The following is a 22,104-nucleotide window of genomic DNA, read 5'->3' as shown; positions in this document are numbered from 1 at the left end:
CGGCGTGGGGCCCGCGGCAGGGGTCCTGTCAGGAGCGTGGTGCAGAGTCGGAGGTCGAGCTCGTGGGGGGGCCACTCCGGTACAGCTCGGTGACGAGGTCGATGAGGCTGTGGACGAGCGGTGGCGGGTCGTCCTTGCGCCAGGCGATGGAGACAGGGATGCGGGGCCCGTCCGCGATGAGCCGGTAGGTGACGCCGGGTCGGGGATAGTGGGCACGGGTGGCCTCCGCCGTGGTCCCGACACCCTCGCCGACGGCGATCGCGTCCAGCCATTCGTCGACGTCGCCGGTGTGCACGACGGAGCGGGGTCCCCGACCCGCCGGCCAGAGGTCGAGGTGGGTGGTACCGGTGCGGGTGTCGATGAGAACGGTGCGCCCGGCGACCTCGGCCATGCGCAGGCTGCGCCGCCTCCTCCAGGGGTCATCGGTGGCGAATGCGACGAGTCGCCGCTCCAGGCCCACGACGACGGAGTCGAACCGGTCGGGGTCGACGGGGGTGCGCACGACGGCCGCGTCACAGTGGCCCTCGGCGAGACCGGAGGTGGTCGTGTTGGCGCGCACGAGCGTGAGACGTGTTCCCGGATGCGCGCTCGCCCAGCGACGTTGCAGGGCGACGGTGTGGCTGCCGAGGGCGGCCCACGCATAGCCGAGCCGGAGGCTGGTCCGGCCCGCGCCGACCACACCGCCAATCCTGTCGGCCTCCGCCAGCACCCGTCGGGCCTGGTCGGTGACGGCCAGGCCGACCGGCGTCGGGACGCTGTGCCGGGGCCCGCGACGGATCAGGGTGACGCCGAGGTCGTTCTCCAGGGCCTTGAGCGTCCGGGAGACGGCGGCCTGGGAGACCCCGAGGTCGATGGCCGCGTCCGTGAATGTGCCCGTGTCCACGACGGCGACCAGGGCGCGGAGGTGTGCGAGCTCAAATGCCATGCACCAAGCGTATGGCAACACTTGTGCCTTGCATTGTGTGAATGGCTCCCGGGTCCCTACGTTGCTGTCCATGGAGAAGACGGAAGCACCCGCACCAGCTCCGCGGCAACGGCTCGTCGGCGTCGCCACGATGCTCCTCAGCACGCTGTCCAACCAGGTCGGGGCCGGCCTCGGTTCACTCGTCTTCCCCGCCCTCGGACCACTCGGGGTCGTCTCTGTGCGCCAGTTCATCGCCGCCGCCGTGCTGCTCCCGATCGCCCCTCCACGCTTCCGCACCCTCACCCGGCGCCAATGGTGGCCGATCCTGCTTACTGGGAGTGGTCTTCGGGGTGATGAACACCACCCTGTACTCCGCCATCGACCGGCTCGGCCTCGCCCTGGCCGTCACCCTCGAGTTCCTCGGGCCCCTCACCCTGGCCCTCGCGACCTCAAGGCGGCGACTCGACGCGGTCTGCGGACTGATGACGGCGGCCGGCGTCGTCCTCATCACCGCCCCGAAGCCGTCCAGTGACTTCCTCGGGATCGGCCTGGGACTCACCGCAGCCGCTGCCTGGGCCGCCTACATCCTGCTCAACCAGGTGGTCGGTGCCCGCATCCCCGGGGGGCGCGGCACCTCGGCAGCCGCAGGCGTCTCCGCCCTCATCTGGGCGCCCGTCGCCGCCGTGACCTTCCTCCTCCGACCCCCGACCCCGGGTCCACTCCTGCTGGCCGTGGCCTGCGGCGTGCTCTCCTCGGCGGTGCCCTACCTGGCCGACCTGGTCACCCTGCGCCGGGTGCCCGCCTCCGTGTTCAGCGTCGTCATGAGTACCAATCCCGTACATGCGGCCCTCATCGGCTGCCTCGTCCTGGACGAGGCACTGGTAGTCAACGAGTGGGTCGGCATCGCCGTCATCGTCACCAGCAACCTCATCGTCACTCTCCTGCCCGGTCGGAGTGGACACGGGTGACGCGTGAGGTGGTCGAGTTCCCGTCGTGTCCGCGCCCACCCACGAGGAACAGCCCCGCTCGGCACGGTCCACTGCCTCCGGCGCGCTGGCGTGCTGCCGTGACCGACACCTGGAGCGGCGGGAGTCCTGCGGAGCCGGCAGTCCCGTCACCGGCGCTCGGTGACGCCGGGCTCGGCGCCGACGATGATCCCCTCGACGACCTCGTGGACGGCGGACTCGTCCGGAAGCCCACCCAGTTCGGCCGCGAAGAGCAGGTGCCCCGTACCGATGAGCGCGTTGGCCAGTACAGCGGGCGTCGCGTCCGCACGGATGCGGCCGACCCGCTGTTCGGCAGCCAGGTACTCCGCCAGGCCGTCGGCCCCCTCCGTGAGCACCGGAATCCCCTGACGAGCCCCTGTCCGGAGCCGGGCGCGAAGCCCGTCGCGGGAGAGTACGAGTCGGACGACTGCCAACCCCAGCGGGTCGAACATCCGAGCGAGCGCTGTCGAGAGGTTCTCGATCACGGTCCGTCGACCGGCTTGGTCGCCCAGGTCGACCGACATCGCGTCGACAGCAGCGATCCGTTCCCGAATGAGTGCCGCTAGGAAGTCATCGAAGTCGGCGAAGTGCCGGTGCAGAACGCCCTTGGCGACGCCGGCCTCCTCGGTCACGGTCCGGCTCGTGAGACCTGCTGGTCCGTCACGGAGCAGCACCCGCTCTCCGGCGGCGAGAAGCCGGGAACGCGCATCGCGCAGTGCCACTCCGGTGGGCATCGGACTCCGTTCGCTTGTGAATGGGCACTTGCCCACTTAGAGTGGGCGCATGGTCACTCTACCCCCTGGGCCACCTCTGGTCGACGATGCCGCGCACGATCACCGCGAACTGGCTGAGTCATTCGGATCGGATGCCGACAAGTACGATCGCGCGCGGCCCCGGTACCCCGCCGCACTCATCGGCGCCATCGTCGATCGACTGCCGGGTCCCACGGTCCTCGACGTGGGAATCGGCACCGGCATCTCGTCCGAGCCGTTCCGACAGCGCGGACTCGACGTGCTCGGCGTCGAGCCCGATCCGGACATGGCCGCGCTCGCGCGCGCCAAGGACTTCGTGGTCGAGGCAGGACGGTTCGAGGAGTGGGACCCGGCCGGTCGGACCTTCGACGGCCTGATCGCCGGACAGACGTGGCATTGGATCGACCCGGACGCGGGGGCGTCGGGAGCCGCGAGCGTCCTGCGCCCGGGCGGTCTGCTCGCACTCTTCTGGAACAGGGAACTCCCATCGCCGGAACTCGCTGCCGAGTTCGCCGAGGTCTTCGACTCCCTCGACACGGGTCTCCCGTTCAATCCCTGGGCCGCCGCGCCACACGCTGATCCCTACGGTTCGATCATCGACCGTGCCGCCGCCGGTCTCCGGACAACCGGCGCATTCGGGCCGGTCGAGCGTCTGACCTTCACGCGGCAGTCGACCATCGGGCGTGATGCATGGCTTGAGCGGGCCTCGACCTCGGGCGGCATCAACCGTCTTCCGGAGGACGAGCTCGACACGCTCCTCCGGGGGATGGGAACGGCGATCGACGCCGTGGGCGGGACACTGCTGATCGACTGCACGACGGTGGCAGCGTTGGCCGAACGGCTGCCCGACTGATCCGTTGAGGACGAGGAGGCAACCCTCCGACCCGCGGAGTGGTTCGCCGTCACGAAGAGCCAGCACGCCCAGGTCGGGGACTCGACCACGTCCGGAACTGTGGACCTCCGTAGGTACTTCTCAAACCCTCGCAAGCCCATACGTTCGCTGATTTCCCGTGTCCACAAGGCATCTCGGGCTCGCAGGATGGGTCGCCCGGCGACCCAGCGAGCGGACACGCGAGGCCTGGTGGTCGAAAGATCGCGTCAGTCTCAAACTCGTTTGAATGCCTCGAATCGTGCGGCACTGCTCGACTCCTACGCCGCAGAGGTACCCGTTCAAGAGCTGGCCGACCGCTTCGGCGTGCACCGCTCGACCGTCAGTGAGCTGGTGCGCCGGGCAGGCGTACCGACCCGGAGTCCGGGGCTTCCCGAGAGCATCCGTCGTGAAGCGGCACGGCTGTATGAGGAAGGGCTGACCTTGCCACAGGTTGCGGCCCGCCTCGGCATCAGCAACGACGGCGCCCGTGCAGGGATCGTCGCCTGTGGCGGGACGATCCGTCCGCGCGGTCGTCAGCCGATACCACGCTGAGTGTCCGACATGCTCCATATCCTTGAAGGCATGAACTTCACTGCACTTCACCGCGCCGCCGGGGCTGGACCTGGACCGCTGACCGATGCGCTGCTGGACGCGGCCGTGGGCGTCGGTGCGGTGGAGACGAGCGACTTGGATTGGAAGTCTGAGTTGCCGCCGGCCAAGGGGCTGTCGCAGACGGACTTCCCCAAAGATGTCGCAGCGATGGCCAACAGCGGTGGCGGCGTGATCGTCTTCGGTGTGCGCGAGTCGCAGAAGGCAGCAACTGGGCGTGTCGATGTTGGCGAGTGCGACGAAGCCTACGAGCGAACCTTGCGCAGCGCCGCGATCACCGCCATCTCTCCGCCCGTGTTCGGGCTGAATGTCTACCGGCTCGGCGATGGCGCCAAGCGTGCAGTCGTCGTGGAGGTTCCAGCAAGCATCGACGGCCCGCACCTGATCTACCGCAACGACTTCTTCGGCGCGCCCATCCGCAACGACTCAGACACCGTGTGGATGAAGGAACGACAGATCGAGGCAATGTACCGGGCGCGGTTCGATGAACGTCGGCACGCTACTGAGGCGCTGGACAACTTGTTCACCGAGACAGCCAGAGGCCGCGACACCGACAAGCGAGCCTGGTTGATCGCTGCTGCTCATCCGCGCGTGCCGCGCTTCCGGGATCGGCTCACTCGCGATCAGGCCCGGGAGGTGCTGTCCCAGACAGAGGGGCTTGCCCTGACCTACGCCGGTCGAGGAGGGATTCACCCGCTGGAGAGCGTGGACAGGCACAACCCTCGCCCGGGCTTGAGGCGCTGGGTTGCGGTCAACACGGCGACTGGTGACCGCTCGACGTGGAAGGAGGCGTGGCTGAGCATCCACCACGACGGCTCGGTCACACTGGCAGCCGCGGTCGGCGGGCATCGCATGAGTAGCGACGGCTACTTCGAGGGTTCACAGATTCAGTCGGCCGCAATCGAATGCGCCATCGCCGACTTCATGGGACTGATCCGCGCCACTGCCGAAGCCACCGGGAACGACGAGTACGACCTGCGTGTCGGCATCGACTGGACCGGCAACGAACCGCTGATGATCCTGACGACCGACAATCACGGATTCATGTACGACGGCGTATCAACGCCGCTGCATCACTACACAGCCGTGGAAACGACCGTGAACGCGGCGGAACCAGCTCTTGACTTCTACTGGCATGTTCACGACCTCGCCCAAGACTGCATCAACCAAGGTGGCGTCTCGAACGTGAGGATGATTCAGCCGCCGGATCGAGACTCGTAGACAAGACGCGGCGCAAAGTCACGCGCCCTTGGTGCCGCTGGGCTGAAACTTGCGAGTTCCGGCAATCTCTTCGCGGCGCTGCCAGGCTCGCGATTCCCCCATGTCCTGCAGCGTGAACCTGATGAGCAGTTGGCAGAGCTTGTCCACATCCGGTGGGTAGCGGTGCTCTGCCCGGACAGAGAGGTTCCGATCCTCCCGGCGGCGCCGCGTGGTCTTCTTCACGTACCGGCCCATCACATGACCCCGGTCTGCACGGGCTCTTCGTGGTTGCGACGAGTGTCCTCGCGGCGCGCACGGCGATCGCTGGTCCTGGCTCGGAGTAGGTGGAGCAGGCTAACGGGGCCGATCCACAGCATCTTCAAGCCGCTCCACACGCAGATCAGGACGACGAGGTTGAGCCAACCGGGGCCACCGTTGCCGATGATCGTGGTGCACCAGTAGGCGACGCCGAAGTACGGGATCGCCAGCAGCATGGCTGGGACGCCCCACTTGAGGCCGCGGCGGGTACGGATGAGGTCGAGCAAGATGTTGCTCGGCATGAAGCGACGCATGAAGTCGCGGATATGGATGCTGGCGATCATCAGTAGGCGGATCATCGGATGCTCCTCTTCTACGCAAGGTGTCTCTGCGAGACGGTGCGTTGAAGAGTGGCCCGAAGGCCTGCCGCGAACGGCCCACTGTGAAGGAGAAAGCCGCCTCACCTTCAACTCTACGTCTGAGCTGCGACGTTGGGAACCCCTCGCGGTGGCGCCCGGGGGTGCACCTCGTCGGTGACCGTGGAGTGGAAGGACACCGATCATGGCGACGCTGGCGGAGCAGGTGCAGGGTGAGCGGATGGCGCGGATCGTGCTGTCGATGATCGCTGAGCCGGATGACACGACGACTGGATACGTCTTGGGTCGCCACGGCGGCGTTGCGACGCTGAGCCTGGTCGAGTCCGATCACGACGTGACGGGGCTGGGCCGCGCGGACGTGCTGTTGTGGCGCGAGCGCCTGCGGGCCCGGATCGCGCCCGACTTGATGGAGCGGGTGACCGAGGCCGAGCAGTACGGGTTCGGCACGCTGATTCCGGCGGATCGGGAGTGGCCCGCCGGGCTGGACGAGCTGGGCGACCGCGCCCCGTATGTGCTGTGGACGCGGGGCGCATCGTCGTTCTTGGCGACGGCGCTGAGTGATCGGGTCACAATCACGGGCGCTCGCGCGTCCACCCACTACGGTGAACACGTCACCAACGAACTGGCGACGGGTCTGGCCGATGAGGAACGGGTGGTCATCGCCGGAGGCGCTTACGGCATCGACAGTGCGGCGCACCGGAGCGTGCTCGCCGCCGGCGGTCAGACGATCGTCGTGTTGGCAACTGGCGTGGATCGCCGCTATCCGGCCGCGCACACCGAACTGCTGGATCGGATCGGTGACACCGGCCTGCTCGTGAGTGAACTCCCGCCAGGTGCTGTGCCCAGCCGGGACAGGTTCATCGCGCGAAACCGCTTGATGGCAGCACTCTCAGGCGGCGTCGTGATCCCGGAGGCAGGCGTACGGTCTGGGTCGCTCACGACCGTGCTCAACGCGCTCGGCCTCGGCCGACGTGTCGGCGCGGTGCCTGGCCCCGTGACCAGTGCCGTCAGCAACGGCCCGAACGAGCTCATCAAGCAAGGGGCCGCGTCCGTCGTCACTCAGGCCAGCGATGTCATCGCACTGCTCGACGGCGCTGAGCCAACCGGCAAGAACCTGACGCGATCCGCTGCCGGACACGGCTTCGGCGGCTATCGCTCTGCGCCGGACGGGTCTGGGCACTCGATCTAACGAGCTGACGATAGCTACATGACGAGTTTGGGTTCCCAGTTCGGGGATCGTGGGAAGTCATCGTCGGAGCGCCAACCCGTTGAGTCGTTCCACGGGAACGTGTCTGGTGTGGTGGGGTCGTCCCATCGCCACACGTCGGGATGGCGTCGCTCGCTGCTGGTGCTTGGACGTGCTGCATAGCCGAGGGTCTGACCGGCTGGGATTGTGTAGTGCCAGCGCCAGCCGGTCTGATCTTCGTCAAGCGTGAACGCTTCCGGGTCGAGCCCGTGTTTGCGCGCGACCGCTGCCACCTGTCCGTGGGCGTCGAACGGTGCAGGCTTCAGGAGGACGGCGTTGAGGTATTCGGTGTCGAGGTCGTAGGCGAAGTTCAGCAGTTCTGGAACGTGGCGGTCGTCTACGAGTCGCCCGCGTTCATCGAGGTCGGTGGAGCCGGCAACGGTGTCTTCGTGTTCGCGTCTGAGTTGGGCGCCGGCGTCGTCGGCGATCTTGGGGCGCTCCTGACTCTTGTGTGGGTCATTGGCGGCCTGGGAGGGTGGGGCGGTGGCCTCCGAGGGTGAGCATGGCCATGGCGATGAGGGGCTGGGCTGTGTGGAAGCCGAATGCGACGCGGGTGATGAGGCGGATCTTGGTGTTGGTGGACTCGATGAGCCCGTTGGAGAGGTTGTGTTTGATCGCGGCGAGGATCCGGTCTCGGTGTTTGACGATGGTCTTGGACAGTTTCACGAACGCGGGGATCTGGCAGCGTCGCGCCCAGCTCAGCCACTTCTCCAGCGCGTCCACGGCGGCGTCGTAGGGAAGCTGGAACACCACACGTAAGCCCTCCTTGAGCAGGTAGGCGCGATGCAGCCTCGGGTCGGTCTTCGCGATCCACTCCAGCTTGACCTGCTGGTTCTCGGTCAAGTTCTCCGGGTTCTTCCACAACGAGTACCGGGCGCCCTTCAAGGCCTTCGCCCGCTCACAGGCCGGCCGTGGCGGGGCATCCTTGCGGGGGCGTCCGATGCTGCGCTGGGGTTCGCTCCTGGCCTGGGCTCGGGCCTGGTTCCAGGACTGGCGCCGGACCTCGTCCAGTGCCTCGGTGGCCCACTTGACCACGTGGAACGGGTCCGCCACACGCACCGCGTTGGGGCAGCGTTGCGCGACGATGGAGTCAATGAAGTCCGCCCCATCAGCGGACACGTGCGTGATCAACTGGCAACGATCCTCACCGAGGAGATCGAAGAACTCACCCACCGCCTTCTTGTCCCGCCCCTCACCAGCCCACACCAGCTGGCGGGTGTCGTGGTCGACGACAACCATCAGGTACTTGTGGCCCAACTTGAAACTGATCTCGTCGATCCCGATGCGCCTGAGCCCCTCGAACCTGTCCTGCTTCCCCTCGGCGTCGGCCCATACCCGGGAGATGATCGCCCCGACCGTGCGCCACGCGATCCTCATCAACTCCACCACGGTCGTCTTCGAGGAGCGAGTGGCCAACCACGCGACCTGATCATCAAAGACCCGGGTATGACCGGCACCGTGGCGAGCCCAGGGCACGTGGGAGACCACGACGCCGTGGTCCCGGCACCGCACCCGTGGACACTCCGCCTCCACGAACGCCTGGATCCAGCCCAGATCCAGGCTCCGCCACCGGCGCCTGCCGGGACCAGGATCGTAGCCCGGGCTGCGCCGCCGACACACACCACAGCGACCACGCTCACGCGAGCGAGGCCGCACATGCGCGATCAGCGAGCCGGCGTCCTCATCGAACTCAACCCGCTCAATCACCGCCTTGTCGATCCCGAGCAGAACCCGCCATATGCTGACATCACGCACGCCGCTTCTCCTGACCATCGGTCCTGTTGCCTTCGAACAGCTCAGAACCTATGCAGGAAGCGGCGTGCGACCCACTCCGACGCGCACACACACCCACAGATGCGTCAGGAGCGCCGATCTTGGGGAGGTATTCGGCGAGGGCGGCGATGAGGACGATTGTCTTGGTGGAGTTCACGCGGGTCGCGTAGCCGAGGTCTCGGCCGTGGAGCACGCCGTGTCGCGAGACCTTGCCGTAGTCGCCGGTTGGCCTTACGTCTTCTGAGAAGAGGGCGCGTACCACCGGGAGGTTGGTTTCCATGCCGGCGATCGTCTCGTCGTCCAGGTATGGGTCGTTGCTTCCTTTGGAGAAGAAGGACTGGCCGGTGAGGTCCCGACTCATGCCGTCGATCTGAGCCAGGATGATCGGGGTCGATGCTTCGTAGGCGCCTGCGAAGTGATGCTCGATGGCCTTCTCGATGAGACTGACGCGATTCCAGACAAGTTGCTTGAACGGGTAGTGAGAGTTCGACCATCGGCGCATCGGCGCGGCGGCGTGTTTCAGCAAGGTCGCGTTCTCGTTGTTCCACACATCAGTGATCGCTTCGTCCAGCTCGTCGTCCGTGGCACCGTTCCCGGCTTGTCGGAGCACGCGCAATGTGCCTTCCATATGCCAGCGTCCGCACATCGCCCAACCCAACGGAGCAAAGAGCGCCACGGCTTCGGCCAGTTGGTCGAGAGTGGGATGACTGACCACGCCGAGGCGTCGCGCGACCTCGCGCGCTTGCTCCGACTGCGCCACCTTCCCACCTCGTCTCTCAGCGACCGAATGCTCTACATCAAGGATCGCAGACCCGACCGACAGCGTTCAGAGACGAGGACCGCGATTCACGGCCTGCACCACCGGGCGCCCAGTCTCCGGCGACGACATGCCGGCGTTGAACTCCCTTAGCGCGGCCTCGGCACGGGCACGGTCGATCTTCTGCCGGGTGCTCTGCGGTGCCGGGCCGAGTGGGGTTCGGTCGTCGGTGATCTGGTACCGGTCCCGGTACGCCGCGACGATGACAGCCGCTCGCCGCCATGCCGCCCGCTGCTTCGCGTCCTTCGGCACCGGACCGAGCTGGCTCGTCCACGGCACCTTGTCGGTGAGCGCGCCCGTGAGTACGGCGTCGGCTCGGGCTTCGATCAGCTCACGGCGCTCATCCAGAGCCTGGCGCATGTCGTCGGCCATCGGCCCTCCCGCGTAGGGGATGAGGCCGGCGATGAGCCGCGGTGGCCTGCGAGTGCGGCCGGACCCGGCGGGCCGGGCCGTGGTGCGGGCGACGCGGGCGTGGATCACCGAAGCGAGGTCGTCGGCATCGCCCAGCCCTCGCGCGGCGATCAGGCGCGGTAGCAGGGTGTCGAGGTCGTGGTGGTTGGCTTCGGCGTGCCGGAGTTCGGCCGACAGGGCCGGGTAGGCGTCGGAGTCGAGCACGGCATCGACCTGTGTACTCGTGAGCCCGGCGGTGGCAAGGAGGGTGGCCCAGCGGTCGTGTTGGGCGGCTTGGGCGATGGTTTCGTACTCGGCGGCGAGCTGGCCGATGTTGCTCCACCGGTCCTGTTCGGCGCTGATCGCCTCGTGCGCGGAGAGTTCGGCGCCGATGTGCTGGATCACGCCGTAGAGCACCGACTTGGCTGTGGCGTCGGGGTTGTCGCTGGGGTGCGGCACCCCGTGGCTGTCGTCGGGCCGGTCGAGAACGACATAGGCGAAGTTCCCATCGGCGCCGCGGGTCATGGATACGTAGAAGTTCTCCCGCGTCGTGGTCGCGGTGGCGATGACGTGCGCGGTGTCGGTGGTCACGCCTTGCGCTCTATGGGCGGTGATGGCGTAGCCGAGGTCGAGGTGTTCGGCCACGTAGTCGGCGGGCAGGACGATCCCGCCACGGAGCCGGCGGCCGACCGGGCGGATGCTGACCGACCCGTCCATGTGGACGCCGGTGACGGTCCAGCGGTCGCCGTTGCGGACCCAGGATCGGCCGTTGCGGAGGCGGCGGTCGTTGTGGCGGGTGATGACCAGATCGCCCTCGGACACGGCGGTGCCGCCATGCAGGCCGACTTCTCGGGTGCCGTGCACGGTGCCGTCGATGATCCGGTCCGCTCGGGCGCGGGCGTTGAGGGCGGTGACGGTCTCGTGGGTCTCGGCGACGAGGATCGACGCCCGGCCGGCGGCGAGGTCGTGCCGCCACGCCCCATAGGCGGTGTCGATCATGGCTTCTTGGTCGCCGCTGGTGATGCGGTCGTGGTCGATGAGGGTGTCGATCGCCTCGGGACGGCCGTGGCGGAGCTGGAGCGAGGTGGTCTTCTCCCACTCGTTGGTGAAGCGGTAGATGTCGAGCAGTTCGGGGGTGTCGTCGCGGGCGTGGACAAGCATCGAGAACGCGCCGCCGGCGTCGACCGATTGGAGTTGCCCCCAGTCACCAACTAGCAGGGCTTTGGCGCCGGCCTGTTCGGCTTCGGCGGTGATGCGGTCGAGGGAGGCGGTACCGGCCAGGGATGCCTCGTCGATGATGACGAGCTGGCCCGCCTCGAACGTGGTTCCGTGCATGAGGTGGTTCTGCCACCACTTCGCCGTGTTCTCCGTGACGATCCCCAGATCGTCCGCAAGCACCTGGGCCGCGACGGCGGATGGCGCGAGCCCGACGACCGAGCCGGGGCCGTGTTCCTTCTCCCATGCGCGGCGCAACACTGACATGGCGGTGGTCTTGCCTGCGCCGGCGGGGCCGACCAGCACGTCGAGGGCGCGGCCAGAGACGGCGATCGCCGCGAGGGCTGCGGCTTGATCCTCGCCGAGCATCCGGCCCCGCGGGTCGGGGCGGCTGGTGATCTGCTCAACCGTCTCCAACCCCACCACCGGCCCGGCGAGAGTATCGGCGCGGGACAGGAGTCGGTCTTCGGCGACGAGCAGGGCTTCGGATGAGAACAGCACCGAGGCGTGCGGCCGGAATCGTGAGGTGCCGTCGGCCCGGCGGAGCTGCACTGGGCTTGACGCGAGTTCGGGCGGAGTCAGACGGAGTGAAGCGTGTTCGGCGGCATCGACCACGAGCCCGGTGATCACCTCCCGATCCAGCATCGAGGCGAACCGCCAGCCCATCAACTGCCGGGATGCTTCGGCGTGCAGGTTCCAGCGCGCCCACGTCGATCGCCTCTCACTCACGACCGCCATCACCGACAGCCCGACCTCGCGCACAACATCCAGCGGCACATCGTCGGCCCGCAACACACGACGTTCCCCGTCCTCGCCGGCGTAATGGGTGAGGGCGCGTGCCCAGCCGGTCGCATCCTGCCCGAGCACCCGGCCGGCGCGTTCCCGCCATTGGCGGGTCAGGTCTGCGAGCGAGTGGATGTGCTTCTCGGGCCTCGTTGCCAGGGTCGCTTGGGCGCGGAGCTTCAACACGATCCGGGCGGATGGCTGCCTGCCGTGCATGGCGACGTACTCGGCGATGAGGCGGTCCTTTTCGACCTCGATGTGCCGTGACCGGGTGGAGAACTCACTGATCAGTTCTTCGGTGACGCCGACGAGTTCCCAGGCGGGGTTACGGTCCCGGCCCCGGTCGCGGCTCTCCCACTCGATGCCGAGGGTGCGGGTGAGCTGGTCGGCCAGGGCGGCGTTGTAGAGCTCGGAGACCGCGACGACCGCGGCGTGCATCGGCCGGCCGGCCAGGGCGCGCCACTTGCCGTCCTGGGCGGTCTTGACCTTGTTGCTGATGACGACATGGGTGTGCAACTGCGGATCACCCGCCCGGGAGTCGTAGTGGTCGAACGCGGTTGCGGCCACGCCGAGGACATCGACGTGTGCAACCGTGCCCTCGGGGCCGTCCGCGCCGGTGCGGGTGACTGCAACCTCGCCTTCAATGAACGCAACCAGCCCTGCAACCGCCGCATGATGCGCGTCCGCGATCAATGCCTGCGTGCCGGCGTCGGCGACCGCCCACAACGCCGACACGCTCTTGGGCACCGAGAAAGTGAAGTCGAACCCTGCCACCGCGCGCCGGGTTCCGCGCTCAGTTTCCTCAGCCTCGATCCGTGCTGTCTCGACCGCCCGCGCCGCCGGCCCCAGACCATCATTGAGGGCCTGGATGCGGCGTTCGATCCGCTCGGCCACCGGCGAGAACGTCGGGTATGCCTTGCCGAGTGGGTCGCCGGTGATCGGATCACGACCGGACCCGATCAGCAGCTCGAGTTGTGCTTCCGACACCTGCGAGCCCGGCGTCAGTTCGCCGTTTCCGAGGGCGGCGAGGCCCTGGCCGATCCAGAACCCCGGCGGGTTCCCCGCCTCGGCGTAGTAGCGCGTCAACGGAGTCGAGAGCGAACGATCACCGTCGCCGGCCGCGACCGAGCGGAGCAGGTACTTGTAACCATCGCCCGCGGTCATCACGCGCATCGAAACCGTCACCAGCGACTCCTTCCCGTGCCCGCAAGGTGGGCCGGAAGTCGCCGCTCTCGGCCGCGACAATGCGCGGTCGCGCCTCTACAGAAAGACGTGTGGTCGCTCAAGTGGGTGCCAGGGTGGTGACCCCGGGACGAGGGCAACCCGAAACGCCGTTGATCGTCGTCGTACTCGGAGGCCGTGACGCGCGAATCGGCGTGCTCGTAGCGGGGCCTGTGCTGTTCGGCGTCATCGTGCACCTTCCAGGTGACCATCTCGGCAGCGACTTCCCGTGAAGTCCGGCCGGGACCATCCGTCAGCCGGAGTCCTCATGCTCGACGTCCCCAGCCAAGATCGCCCGCTCCGAGTCGGATCGCTATTCTCCGGCTACGGCGGACTCGACCTCGCCGTCGAACACGCCTTGGGCGCCGAGACCGTCTGGTTCTCCGAAATCAACGAACCCGTCGCCCGCGTCTTCGCCCACCACTGGCCCGATGCCCCCAACCTCGGCGACATCACCCTGATCGACTGGAAAGAGGTGCCACCGGTCGACGTGCTCTGCGGCGGGTTCCCCTGCCAAGACGTCTCCACTGTCGGGAAACGTGCCGGTCTCGCGCCCGGCACCCGCTCCGGGCTCTGGTCGCACATGGCGACCGCGATCGCGGCACTGCAACCCGGGCTGGTCGTCATCGAGAACGTGCGCGGGCTGCTGTCATCCCCAGCGATCCGCGCACGCCAGGAAGGAACCGACCATGAGTCCCGTAACCCCGACGATGCAACCCCCGCCGCTGCAACCCTTCGCGACCTGGAACCCGACCCGTGGGGTCTGGGAGACACCGCAACTCGACCTCTACGCGCAGCCGGCGCCGTACTGGGCGATTTGGCCGACCTCGGGATGGATGCGCAATGGATCGGCCTACCTGCTTCCCTCGCCGGTGCTCCGCATCCCAGGCTCCGCGTCTTCATCATTGCCCGCCGCCAAGGCGCTGTTTCGGACGCCACTGGCGACCGACTCCACCCGCGGCGGCGAATCGCTCGACCAAGTCAAGGCGCGGCGCGGGACGATCGCGCTCTCGCACCAGATCGTCGACCTCGTCCTCAACGGACCGCCTGGCTTGCGGAGCAAGAGCGCCGAGTCGGAGACGCTGTGGAACCTGGTCGAGGGCATCTTCAACGCTGGGGAGGCTACGCTCACGCCATCGCACGGTGGGAACACATCACCGGCAGGCCCGCACCCGCGCTCCTGACCGAGGCGGCAGGGCCGCGACCAGCCCCCAAGTTCGTAGAATGGCTCATGGGCCTCCCCGCGGGCTGGGTGACCGACCCAGCACACGCGCTCACGCCGAATCAGCAGATCACTGCACTGGGGAACGGTGTTCTTCCGCTGCAGGCTGTGCTTGCCATCGATCCGCGCCGTTTGTTCGAGAATGGTTGGTAGTCCTCCAGCGGTTCTTGGTCTGCCGTGGAACGAAGACTCATGAATGAAGGTAAAACTGGCGTTACCTCGGATTGGGGTGTGAGCGTCATCGACTGGCTTCTGCTCGCGGCGTGAGATGGATGTATGACTGCAAGTCCTTCTCAACCGCGTGCCAGGGCCTCGATTGGACAAGGGCGCATGAGTGCGGCGCCCATGATCCAGGCCAATCAGATCGTCAAGCTTCCCAGTGGCGACGGGCAGCAGGTCCCGATCCTGCGAGGCTGCTCTCTCGAACTGGGCGGTGGTGGCCTCACCGCCGTTGTCGGTCCCAGCGGCGCCGGCAAGACCTCTCTGCTCTACTGTCTCAGCGGCCTGGATCGACCGGACCAGGGACAGGTATGGATCAACGGGACTGACCTTTACGCTCTCAGCGACGAGAAGCGCACCGGGTTCCTCCGACAGACCGTGAGCTTTGTCTTTCAGCAGTACAACCTCATCGGCTACCTCACCCTTGAGGAGAACGTGCGCCTTCCACACGCCCTGGCCCGTCAGAAGGTCGACAGTGCCGCCGTCGAGGATGTCCTCTCGCGCTTCGGTCTGCTTGAGAGGAGGGCAGCGAGGGTGAGCACACTTTCCGGTGGTGAGCAGCAGCGGGCGGCGCTGTGTCGGGCGATCCTCATGCGACCCTCAGTGATCTTCGCAGACGAGCCCACAGGTGCGCTCGACACCGCCAACACGGGCATCGTGCTGCGCGTCCTCCGAGACCTCGCCACCGAGCACTGTTCGGTCGTCATGGTCACGCATGATGTGGAGTCCGCGGCCCTCGCCGACCGGATCGTGTTCATGCGCGACGGGATCATCGCCCACATGACCGGGCGGATGGATGTTGGTCAGATCCTCCACACGATGGCCCGGCTGGGAGGGGATCAGGATGCATAGGTACGCCCGGCGCATACTGTTCTCCGACCTTGGAAGCTGGTGGCCGGCCATCGTCACTGTTGCTGCCGTCACCCTGCTGGTCGGCCTGTGTGCGACACAGTTCGCATGGACCCACGACCCCCGCTTCATCGCCGCAGCCGCGGCCCAGGGACACTTGATTAGCGAGTTCACCATTGTCTCGGAAACGATCTATATGCTCGTTGCCGCCCTCGCGTTGTTCTCGCTGACCGTCGTCGGTATCGCCACCGTAGAGTCCACTCGGCGCACCTTTTCCCAGTGGCGTCTGGTCGGGGCAAGTCCCAGCGATGTTCGCCGTAGCATCTGGGCCCTGGTGGCCACGGCCTCACTCATCGGGGCTGTGCCAGGCTCGATCCTCGCGGTCGGCGCAAGCTACTTCGTCGTCCCGGCATTCAACCAGATGGCCGCCCGTGGCTTCGATGCGCCGTTACTCCCGCCGTCGATCCTCGCCTGGCTCTTCTCCCTCGTCCTCGGCGTTCTCACGTGCCTGCTCGGCACGTTCGGACCGGCGCATCGTGCCTCGCGTACCCAAGCGCTCGAGGTCTTCCGCGACATCCCCCACACCCGACAGAAAGGCTGGTGGTGGCGGGCACCGCTGGCAGCGATCCTGCTCCTGTCCTCCCTCGGGATGGTCGCCGCTGCGGCGGCGATGGGGGCACAAGAGGCCGGTATCGCGGTGATGTTCAACCTCGCCATGAACGCAGGGGTCTGCGCTGTGCTCTTCATCTACGTCATTGGTCCGCTTGTCGTCCCGGCTGTCCTCGCCAGCCTTGGGGGTCTGGCTGGTGCGTTGGGCAGTATCACCGGAAGGTTAGCGGCCAGAGCGGCAATCGAGCGGGCGAGCACGAGCGCAAACACCATCGCTCCATTGGCAGCCGGCATCGGAGGCGTGGGTGTCATCCTCACCTCCGTCAACTCCGCGGCGGCCGTCGTCGCGACCCTCGATGGCGCGGCTGAGACGAACCTCACCGACACCCTCGTCATGGCCGCACTGATCTCCTTCGTCCTTCTCATCACCTCGGCCGCGGTCACATCACTGGCCTCGCGCGACGTTGAGCGCGAGCACTCGCTGCTGCGGGTGGCGGGAATGTCGAGTCGGCGCATCACTACTTGGTATGTATGGCAGGCGTTCTTGCTCGCCCTGACGGGCACCGTTCTCGCTCTTGTGCCCATCGTTATCACCGTGGCGACGACGTCTATCAGCTCCACCGCCTACACGGGAGCACCCATCGTCGTCGTGCCGTGGGCAACACTGATCTTCGGCTTTGCCCTTAGCTGGCTTGTGCTCTTCTTCGTCCAGTGGTGGCCTGCCCGTGCCTCTCTGCGGGCTGACATCGCCGTCGGACTACGGGCCGCGTAGGTGCCACGCCATGTGCACGGTGACTGCATCCCAAGCAACTCCAGGATGGTGCGGGAAAATGGACAGCATGAGACAGGGACAGACCGGAGTCACCACCCCGGGCCTCGCCCTGCGCCATCACCGGCTCTCGTTGTTGTTCACATCATGGCCCTGGCGGTCCCTGGCCTATCTGCTCAGCACGCCAGTCGTCGCCCTGGCCTGGCTGTTGATCTGCTGGCCACTACTCCCGCTCGCCGGAGTGCCACTCGGACGCGTCGAGAGGTCGAGGCTGCGCTGGGTCGACCTTCACGATGTGCCCGATCCGCACACAGCCCCGGCGGCTTCCGGGTTCAAACAGTGGATTCGGCACCGACTTGGTGAGCAAATCACCTGGGCCGAACTGCTCTACGGCGTCGTTTTGATCCCACTCTCGCTGCTCGGGTTTGCCACTATGACTATCGGCCTACTGATACCGGCCGCGATCGCCGGTGCCAGTGCGTTGCTGATATCGATGCTGGCACTGGGGATCGATCCCCGTACTGCCGACCCGGCCTCGGGAGCGATTCAGGAGAACGCCGCCGCGCAAGTCGGGTTCTTCCTGCTCGGACTGGTTTTGCTCGCAGCGGGTATGTATCTGGTAACCCTCGCCGCCGAAGGGCAACGCTTCCTCACCCGCTTGCTTATCAGCACACCTTCCGCAGCGCTTGCCGAACAGGTCAGTGACCTCACGCGCTCACGCGCTCGGATCACCACAGCGTTCGATGAAGAACGACGCCGCATCGAACGTGACCTGCACGACGGCGCCCAACAGCGCCTCACCTCTCTGGTGATGACTCTGGGTACGCTGCAATACCAGCATCAGCGCGGGGACGACATCGAGCCGCTCATCCTCCAGGCGCGCACCGACGCTCAACGGGCCGTCGACGAGCTCCGCGAGATCGTCCACGGCATCTACCCCTCGGCACTCTCCGAGCACGACCTTGCCGACGCCTTGGACGAACTCGCCGCCCGGACCGAGGCCGCAGGCCTGCGAACCACAGCGAAGATCGACCTTCCCAGTGACCTTCCTACCGACATCCAAGTTGGCATTTACTTCGCAATCAGCGAGTTGTTCACGAACGTCGCCAAGCATGCCGAAGCAACCAACGTCGTCCTCCTCGTCCACCACACGCCTGACGGCACCCTATCCGCCACCGTCCAAGACGATGGGCACGGCGGCGCCAACGCAAACGGCAGCGGACTCCTCGGAGTCATCGACCGCATCGAAACACTCGGTGGCCGAGTGGAGGTCAGCAGCCCCGTCGGGGGTCCCACCCGCATCACACTGGAGGTTCCATGCGCATCGTCATAGCCGAAGACGCCGCCCTCCTGCGCGAAGGACTCGCACGTCTGCTCACCACTGCTGGTCACGAGGTCGTCGCTGCCGTTTCCGACGGTGACTCGCTCCTCGACGCCGTGCGCGCGCACCACCCCGACCTCACGATTATCGACGTGCGAATGCCGCCCACACACACCGACGAGGGCATCAAAGCAGGACAGGCGCTTCGGAAGCTCAACCCCGCAGAACCCATACTCGTGCTTTCGCAGATCGTCTCGGGCCGGGCAGCCGCCGACTTGCTGACGACCGGCGACGGCGGTATCGGCTACCTCCTCAAAGAGCGTGTCGGCGATGTGGATGAGTTCCTTCGGGCCCTCGACACCATCGCCGCCGGAGGCGAAGTGATCGACCCAGAAGTCGTCCGCAAGCTGTTCCGCCGCCGATCCAAGCTGGATGAACTCACTCCACGCGAGTCGGAAGTGCTCGCACTCATGGCACAAGGCAAGACGAACACCGCCATCGCCAACGAGCTGGTCATTACCGACGCGGCGGTTGCCAAGCACATCAACCGAATCTTCGCCAAGCTCGACCTCGGCGACGAGACCATCCACAAGCGAGTACGGGCTGTCCTGACCTACCTCCGGCAGTAACAAAGGCACCCGAACCCAAAGTACGACGCAGCCACGATCAGCGATCAGCCATCGCTTGATCTGCTGTCTTCTGCCCGAATCAGGACGATCCATGCCGTCACAGAACCGCGATTCTCAGCCCATCGTGGCTCGATCGCGAACTGTGCATCGGCCAATTATCCCAGTCGCTTATGACTGTGTGAAGGTCATCACGGTACGAGACGGTAGCGCGATCCTGTTCAGCGAGTTTGGGCAGCAGCCGGTCAAGGTCGGTGATGTGATCCTGCTTTGCGCGAACACGTTGTGCGGCAGCGAACCGGAGGGTCATGTCACCGTCACGACGGTCTGTCTGGATACGGACTATGTGATCGACCAGGTGTTCTGGCAGCATGCCGGCATTCTGCAGGATCGGCTCGATGCACAAGAGTTCGCCGCAACGATCTACACGGAGTCGGCGCAGATTCTCCGTCTGGGCGCGGACAGGTCTGGGATGCTGATGCCGTGGCTGGATGAGCTGGTCGCGTTGAGTCTCGAAGGCCGGCCAGTGGAGACCTTCTACCGTATGCAGGCGCTCTGGTTCAGCGTCGCCCATGTGATCGCTCCGTTCATCAAGACCTCACCTGTCCGAACATCCTCTACGCAACGCGCCGCTGCGTGGCCGACCTCGCCGCGGATTCGGCGGTTCGGGCCGCTACGTGCGGAGGCACGCAAGGTTGCTGACCTGCTGCGGTCTGAGCCTGAGCGGCGCTGGTCGGTTTCCGAGTTGGCGAAGGCGGTGCATTTGTCGAAGTCGCAGGTCGGGCGTTTGTTTGTGGAGGCGTTCGGGAAGTCGCCGATCGCGTACTTGACGATGTTGCGGACGGAGCGGATGGCGGTGCTTCTGCGCACCACTGATGCGCCGATCACGGTGATTGCCGAGGAGGTGGGTTGGGGCGATCCTGACTTCGCGGCCCGTCAGTTCCGCCGTAGCGTGGGCGTCACCCCGAGTAGCTATCGGGCGTCGAGCCGCGTGCGGGCTACGCGGGCGACCGGGTGAAGCACGCATCCATCCCGGCGATAACCGCAGGATCGACGCTTGCACGCTCCGAAACCCGCGCCCATCCGGTAGTCCGGTAGAGACTCGTCGGGTTCTCACCAGTCCTGACGGTCTTGGTCGTACCCCTGGCCCGTCTCGTCTTCTGACCTTCCCGGCGTACCTCACAGTCGCACGGCCGCCCCTTCGCGAGGGGTGGCCTTCGCGGAGGGAGGTCAGATGATGGCTGTGACGGAGGAGGCCCGGGCTGCGCGGGATGCCAGGCTTGATGAGCTGCGTGAGCGGCTGACGGGCGCCGTTGAGTCGCTGGTGTCCGGGCAGGACTGGGCGAGGGCTCTGGCGTTCGCGGCCCGGTTCAGTAGTGCCCCTTAGAGTGGTGTAGCCCGCGGTGGCCGGCCTCGTCGTGAGCGTGGGCGCGGTCACCGTGTGATCCTTCGAGGAAACTCTCACATCCCACTCGAAAGGCATCATCACGATGACCGCACCTCATATTCTCGACCCTGCCCGCCTGCTCGGTGAAGCCCTCGCCGACTCGTCGCCGGATCTGACGCGCCAGCTGCTGCAGACCATGATCAACGCGCTGCTGTCCGCCGACGCGGACGTTGTCGTCGGCGCTGAATGGGGCCAGCCCAGCCCCCAGCGCACGGCGCAGCGCAACGGGTACCGCCACCGCGACCTCGATACCCGGGTCGGCACGATCGACGTTCAGATCCCGAAGCTACGACAGGGAAGCTACTTCCCGGAATGGCTGTTGGAGCGCCGCAAACGCGCCGAGACCGCGCTGATCACCGTCGTCGCGGACTGCTACCTCGCGGGCGTCTCCACTCGCCGGATGGACAAACTCGTCAAGACGTTGGGGATCCACTCACTGTCGAAGTCGCAGGTCTCGCGGATGGCGGCCGAGCTCGACGAGCACGTCGACCAGTTCCGGCACCGCCCCCTGGGCGAGGCGGGCCCGTTCACCTTCCTCGCCGCCGACGCGCTGACGATGAAGGTCCGCGAGGGAGGCCGGGTCATCAACGCGGTCGTGCTGGTCGCCACGGGTGTCAACGCGGATGGGCGCCGCGAAGTCCTCGGCTTACGGGTCGCGACATCCGAGACCGGTGCAGCCTGGAACTCGTTCTTCGCTGACCTCGTCGCCCGCGGCCTGGGCGGGGTCCGCCTGGTCACCTCCGACGCTCACACCGGACTGGTGGAGGCCATCGCGGCGAACCTGCCCGGCGCGGCCTGGCAACGATGCAGAACCCACTACGCGGCCAACCTGATGAGCGTGACCCCGAAGAGCATATGGCCGGCGGTGAAGGCGATGCTGCACTCCGTCTACGACCAACCCGACGCCGACAGCGTGAACGCGCAGTTCGACCGGCTGCTGGACTACGTCGACGGGAAGCTTCCCGACGTGCACGAGCACCTCGACGCGGCACGCGCGGACATCCTCGCCTTCACCGGGTTCCCCGAAGGACTCTGGCACCAGATCTGGTCCAACAACCCCAACGAGCGCCTCAACCACGAGATCCGCCGCCGCACCGACTCCGTCGGAATCTTCCCCAACCGCGACGCGATCATCCGCCTCGTCGGCGCCGTGCTCGCCGAGCAGACCGACGAATGGGCAGAAGGCCGCCGCTACCTCGGCCTCGACATCCTCGCCAAAAGCCGCCTCACCCTCGCCCCCGACACCACGCCGGAGGTGACCACCGACCCCACCCTCGAACTCACCGCCTAACCAACACCACAAGGATCACCGACCGCTACACCACTCCACGGGACTTGACCCCCGGTTCAGGTCGCGCTCGTTCAACAACACGCTGTTGATCTGGGTCCAGCACGAGGCCGCGTTCGAGGCAGGGAGGGTCCCCGAGCCTTTCCCGTCGTATGTGGCCGGGTACAGGCAGTGGCAGCAGCTCGGCCGTCAGGTTGAGAAGGGACAGGGCGGCTACCAGATTCTTGCGCCGGTCACGGGTCGCTTCGCGTCATCGACGCCTGCCGACCCGGAATCGTGGCGTCGCCTGAGTCGTGGGGAGAAGCCGAGGCCGGGTGAGGTCGTGCGTTCCAGGATGGTGGGCGTCCGTCCC

20 protein-coding genes and 2 pseudogenes are annotated in these 22,104 nt (G+C 66.7%); 15 read left to right on the top strand and 7 right to left on the bottom strand.

The features are described from left to right. Window positions 1-28: 28 nt before the first annotated feature. Window positions 29-925: a LysR family transcriptional regulator gene (locus tag BQ9890_RS11930; RefSeq protein WP_075891767.1), complete on the bottom strand. Its 897-nt coding sequence runs from the start codon at window positions 923-925 to the stop codon at window positions 29-31. A 332-nt stretch (window positions 926-1,257) separates the two neighbouring features. On the opposite strand from BQ9890_RS11930, the gene BQ9890_RS11925 reads away from it, so the two are divergent. Then, window positions 1,258-1,872: an EamA family transporter gene (locus BQ9890_RS11925; RefSeq protein WP_230297927.1), complete on the top strand. Its 615-nt coding sequence runs from the start codon at window positions 1,258-1,260 to the stop codon at window positions 1,870-1,872. A gap of 146 nt (window positions 1,873-2,018) precedes the next feature. On the opposite strand, the gene BQ9890_RS11920 is transcribed toward BQ9890_RS11925, so the two are convergent. Next, window positions 2,019-2,624, bottom strand: a complete 606-nt coding sequence (locus BQ9890_RS11920) for a TetR/AcrR family transcriptional regulator (protein ID WP_075891765.1) — start codon at window positions 2,622-2,624, stop codon at window positions 2,019-2,021. Between the two features lie 49 nt (window positions 2,625-2,673). On the opposite strand from BQ9890_RS11920, the gene BQ9890_RS11915 reads away from it, so the two are divergent. The 3 genes from BQ9890_RS11915 (at window position 2,674) to BQ9890_RS11905 (ending at window position 5,343) form a co-directional block, all read left to right on the top strand. Then, window positions 2,674-3,495 carry a class I SAM-dependent methyltransferase gene (locus BQ9890_RS11915; protein ID WP_075891763.1) on the top strand — a complete coding sequence of 274 codons (822 nt, stop codon included), beginning with the start codon at window positions 2,674-2,676 and terminating at the stop codon, window positions 3,493-3,495. 228 nt (window positions 3,496-3,723) lie between these two features. Continuing rightward, the gene (locus tag BQ9890_RS11910; protein ID WP_230297926.1) at window positions 3,724-4,065 is read left to right on the top strand and encodes a helix-turn-helix domain-containing protein; all 342 of its coding nucleotides are present in this window, start codon (window positions 3,724-3,726) and stop codon (window positions 4,063-4,065) included. A 30-nt stretch (window positions 4,066-4,095) separates the two neighbouring features. After that, entirely contained in the window at window positions 4,096-5,343 is a 1,248-nt protein-coding gene (locus BQ9890_RS11905; protein ID WP_075893152.1) for an AlbA family DNA-binding domain-containing protein, read from the top strand. Window positions 5,344-5,361: 18 nt separating this feature from the next. On the opposite strand, the gene BQ9890_RS11900 is transcribed toward BQ9890_RS11905, so the two are convergent. Both BQ9890_RS11900 and BQ9890_RS11895 read right to left on the bottom strand, forming a co-directional pair. After that, entirely contained in the window at window positions 5,362-5,565 is a 204-nt protein-coding gene (locus BQ9890_RS11900) for a hypothetical protein (protein WP_143226338.1), read from the bottom strand. An 11-nt stretch (window positions 5,566-5,576) separates the two neighbouring features. Beyond that, window positions 5,577-5,939, bottom strand: a complete 363-nt coding sequence (locus tag BQ9890_RS11895) for a sulfate permease (RefSeq protein ID WP_075891757.1) — start codon at window positions 5,937-5,939, stop codon at window positions 5,577-5,579. Between the two features lie 202 nt (window positions 5,940-6,141). Between BQ9890_RS11895 and dprA the strand changes: the two genes are divergently transcribed. Both dprA and BQ9890_RS11885 read left to right on the top strand, forming a co-directional pair. Further along, window positions 6,142-7,146, top strand: a complete 1,005-nt coding sequence (gene dprA / locus BQ9890_RS11890; protein ID WP_075891755.1) for a DNA-processing protein DprA — start codon at window positions 6,142-6,144, stop codon at window positions 7,144-7,146. A gap of 209 nt (window positions 7,147-7,355) precedes the next feature. After that, the gene (locus BQ9890_RS11885; RefSeq protein ID WP_075891753.1) at window positions 7,356-7,703 is read left to right on the top strand and encodes a hypothetical protein; all 348 of its coding nucleotides are present in this window, start codon (window positions 7,356-7,358) and stop codon (window positions 7,701-7,703) included. Here the strand turns inward: BQ9890_RS11885 and BQ9890_RS11880 are convergent. The 3 genes from BQ9890_RS11880 to mobF form a co-directional block, all read right to left on the bottom strand. Next, window positions 7,660-8,958 (bottom strand): ISL3 family transposase, encoded by a 1,299-nt coding sequence (locus tag BQ9890_RS11880; protein ID WP_075891751.1) that lies wholly within the window; start codon window positions 8,956-8,958, stop codon window positions 7,660-7,662. The two genes, BQ9890_RS11885 and BQ9890_RS11880, sit on opposite strands and share 44 nt — an antisense overlap. Further along, window positions 8,951-9,736: a hypothetical protein gene (locus tag BQ9890_RS11875; protein WP_143226337.1), complete on the bottom strand. Its 786-nt coding sequence runs from the start codon at window positions 9,734-9,736 to the stop codon at window positions 8,951-8,953. Before BQ9890_RS11875 ends, BQ9890_RS11880 begins: the two co-directional genes overlap by 8 nt. 66 nt (window positions 9,737-9,802) lie before the next feature. Beyond that, on the bottom strand, window positions 9,803-13,366 hold the full coding sequence (gene mobF, locus BQ9890_RS11870; protein WP_143226336.1) for a MobF family relaxase: 3,564 nt from the start codon (window positions 13,364-13,366) through the stop codon (window positions 9,803-9,805). A gap of 304 nt (window positions 13,367-13,670) precedes the next feature. Between mobF and BQ9890_RS16945 the strand changes: the two are divergent. From BQ9890_RS16945 to BQ9890_RS16620, 9 genes and pseudogenes are all read left to right on the top strand, one after another. Continuing rightward, window positions 13,671-14,048 (top strand): annotated as a pseudogene (locus BQ9890_RS16945) (DNA cytosine methyltransferase); the annotation flags it as partial. A gap of 43 nt (window positions 14,049-14,091) precedes the next feature. After that, a complete protein-coding gene (locus tag BQ9890_RS16410) occupies window positions 14,092-14,586 on the top strand; it encodes a hypothetical protein (protein WP_230297925.1) in 495 nt (164 codons plus the stop codon). 368 nt (window positions 14,587-14,954) lie between these two features. Beyond that, window positions 14,955-15,695 (top strand): ABC transporter ATP-binding protein, encoded by a 741-nt coding sequence (locus BQ9890_RS11860; protein WP_075891745.1) that lies wholly within the window; start codon window positions 14,955-14,957, stop codon window positions 15,693-15,695. Next, the gene (locus tag BQ9890_RS11855) at window positions 15,688-17,073 is read left to right on the top strand and encodes an ABC transporter permease (RefSeq protein ID WP_075891743.1); all 1,386 of its coding nucleotides are present in this window, start codon (window positions 15,688-15,690) and stop codon (window positions 17,071-17,073) included. Before BQ9890_RS11860 ends, BQ9890_RS11855 begins: the two co-directional genes overlap by 8 nt. 67 nt (window positions 17,074-17,140) lie before the next feature. Next, window positions 17,141-18,403, top strand: coding sequence for a sensor histidine kinase (locus tag BQ9890_RS11850; RefSeq protein WP_143226335.1), 1,263 nt, complete (start codon window positions 17,141-17,143; stop codon window positions 18,401-18,403). After that, window positions 18,388-19,020 (top strand): response regulator transcription factor, encoded by a 633-nt coding sequence (locus BQ9890_RS11845; RefSeq protein WP_075891739.1) that lies wholly within the window; start codon window positions 18,388-18,390, stop codon window positions 19,018-19,020. The genes BQ9890_RS11850 and BQ9890_RS11845 overlap by 16 nt, the downstream gene beginning before the upstream one ends. A gap of 178 nt (window positions 19,021-19,198) precedes the next feature. Then, window positions 19,199-20,035 (top strand): helix-turn-helix domain-containing protein, encoded by an 837-nt coding sequence (locus BQ9890_RS11840; RefSeq protein WP_230297924.1) that lies wholly within the window; start codon window positions 19,199-19,201, stop codon window positions 20,033-20,035. Between the two features lie 472 nt (window positions 20,036-20,507). Continuing rightward, a complete protein-coding gene (locus tag BQ9890_RS11835; RefSeq protein WP_075891735.1) occupies window positions 20,508-21,755 on the top strand; it encodes an IS256 family transposase in 1,248 nt (415 codons plus the stop codon). Window positions 21,756-21,822: 67 nt separating this feature from the next. Continuing rightward, a pseudogene (locus BQ9890_RS16620) lies at window positions 21,823-21,975 on the top strand (ArdC-like ssDNA-binding domain-containing protein); the annotation flags it as partial. Window positions 21,976-22,104: the final 129 nt, after the last annotated feature.

The organism is Actinomyces provencensis, assembly GCF_900155435.1.
In the GTDB taxonomy this organism is placed as follows: domain Bacteria; phylum Actinomycetota; class Actinomycetes; order Actinomycetales; family Actinomycetaceae; genus Pauljensenia; species Pauljensenia provencensis.
The sequence above is the reverse complement of the archived record's forward strand: the minus strand, read 5'-3'. Positions and strand labels throughout refer to the sequence as shown.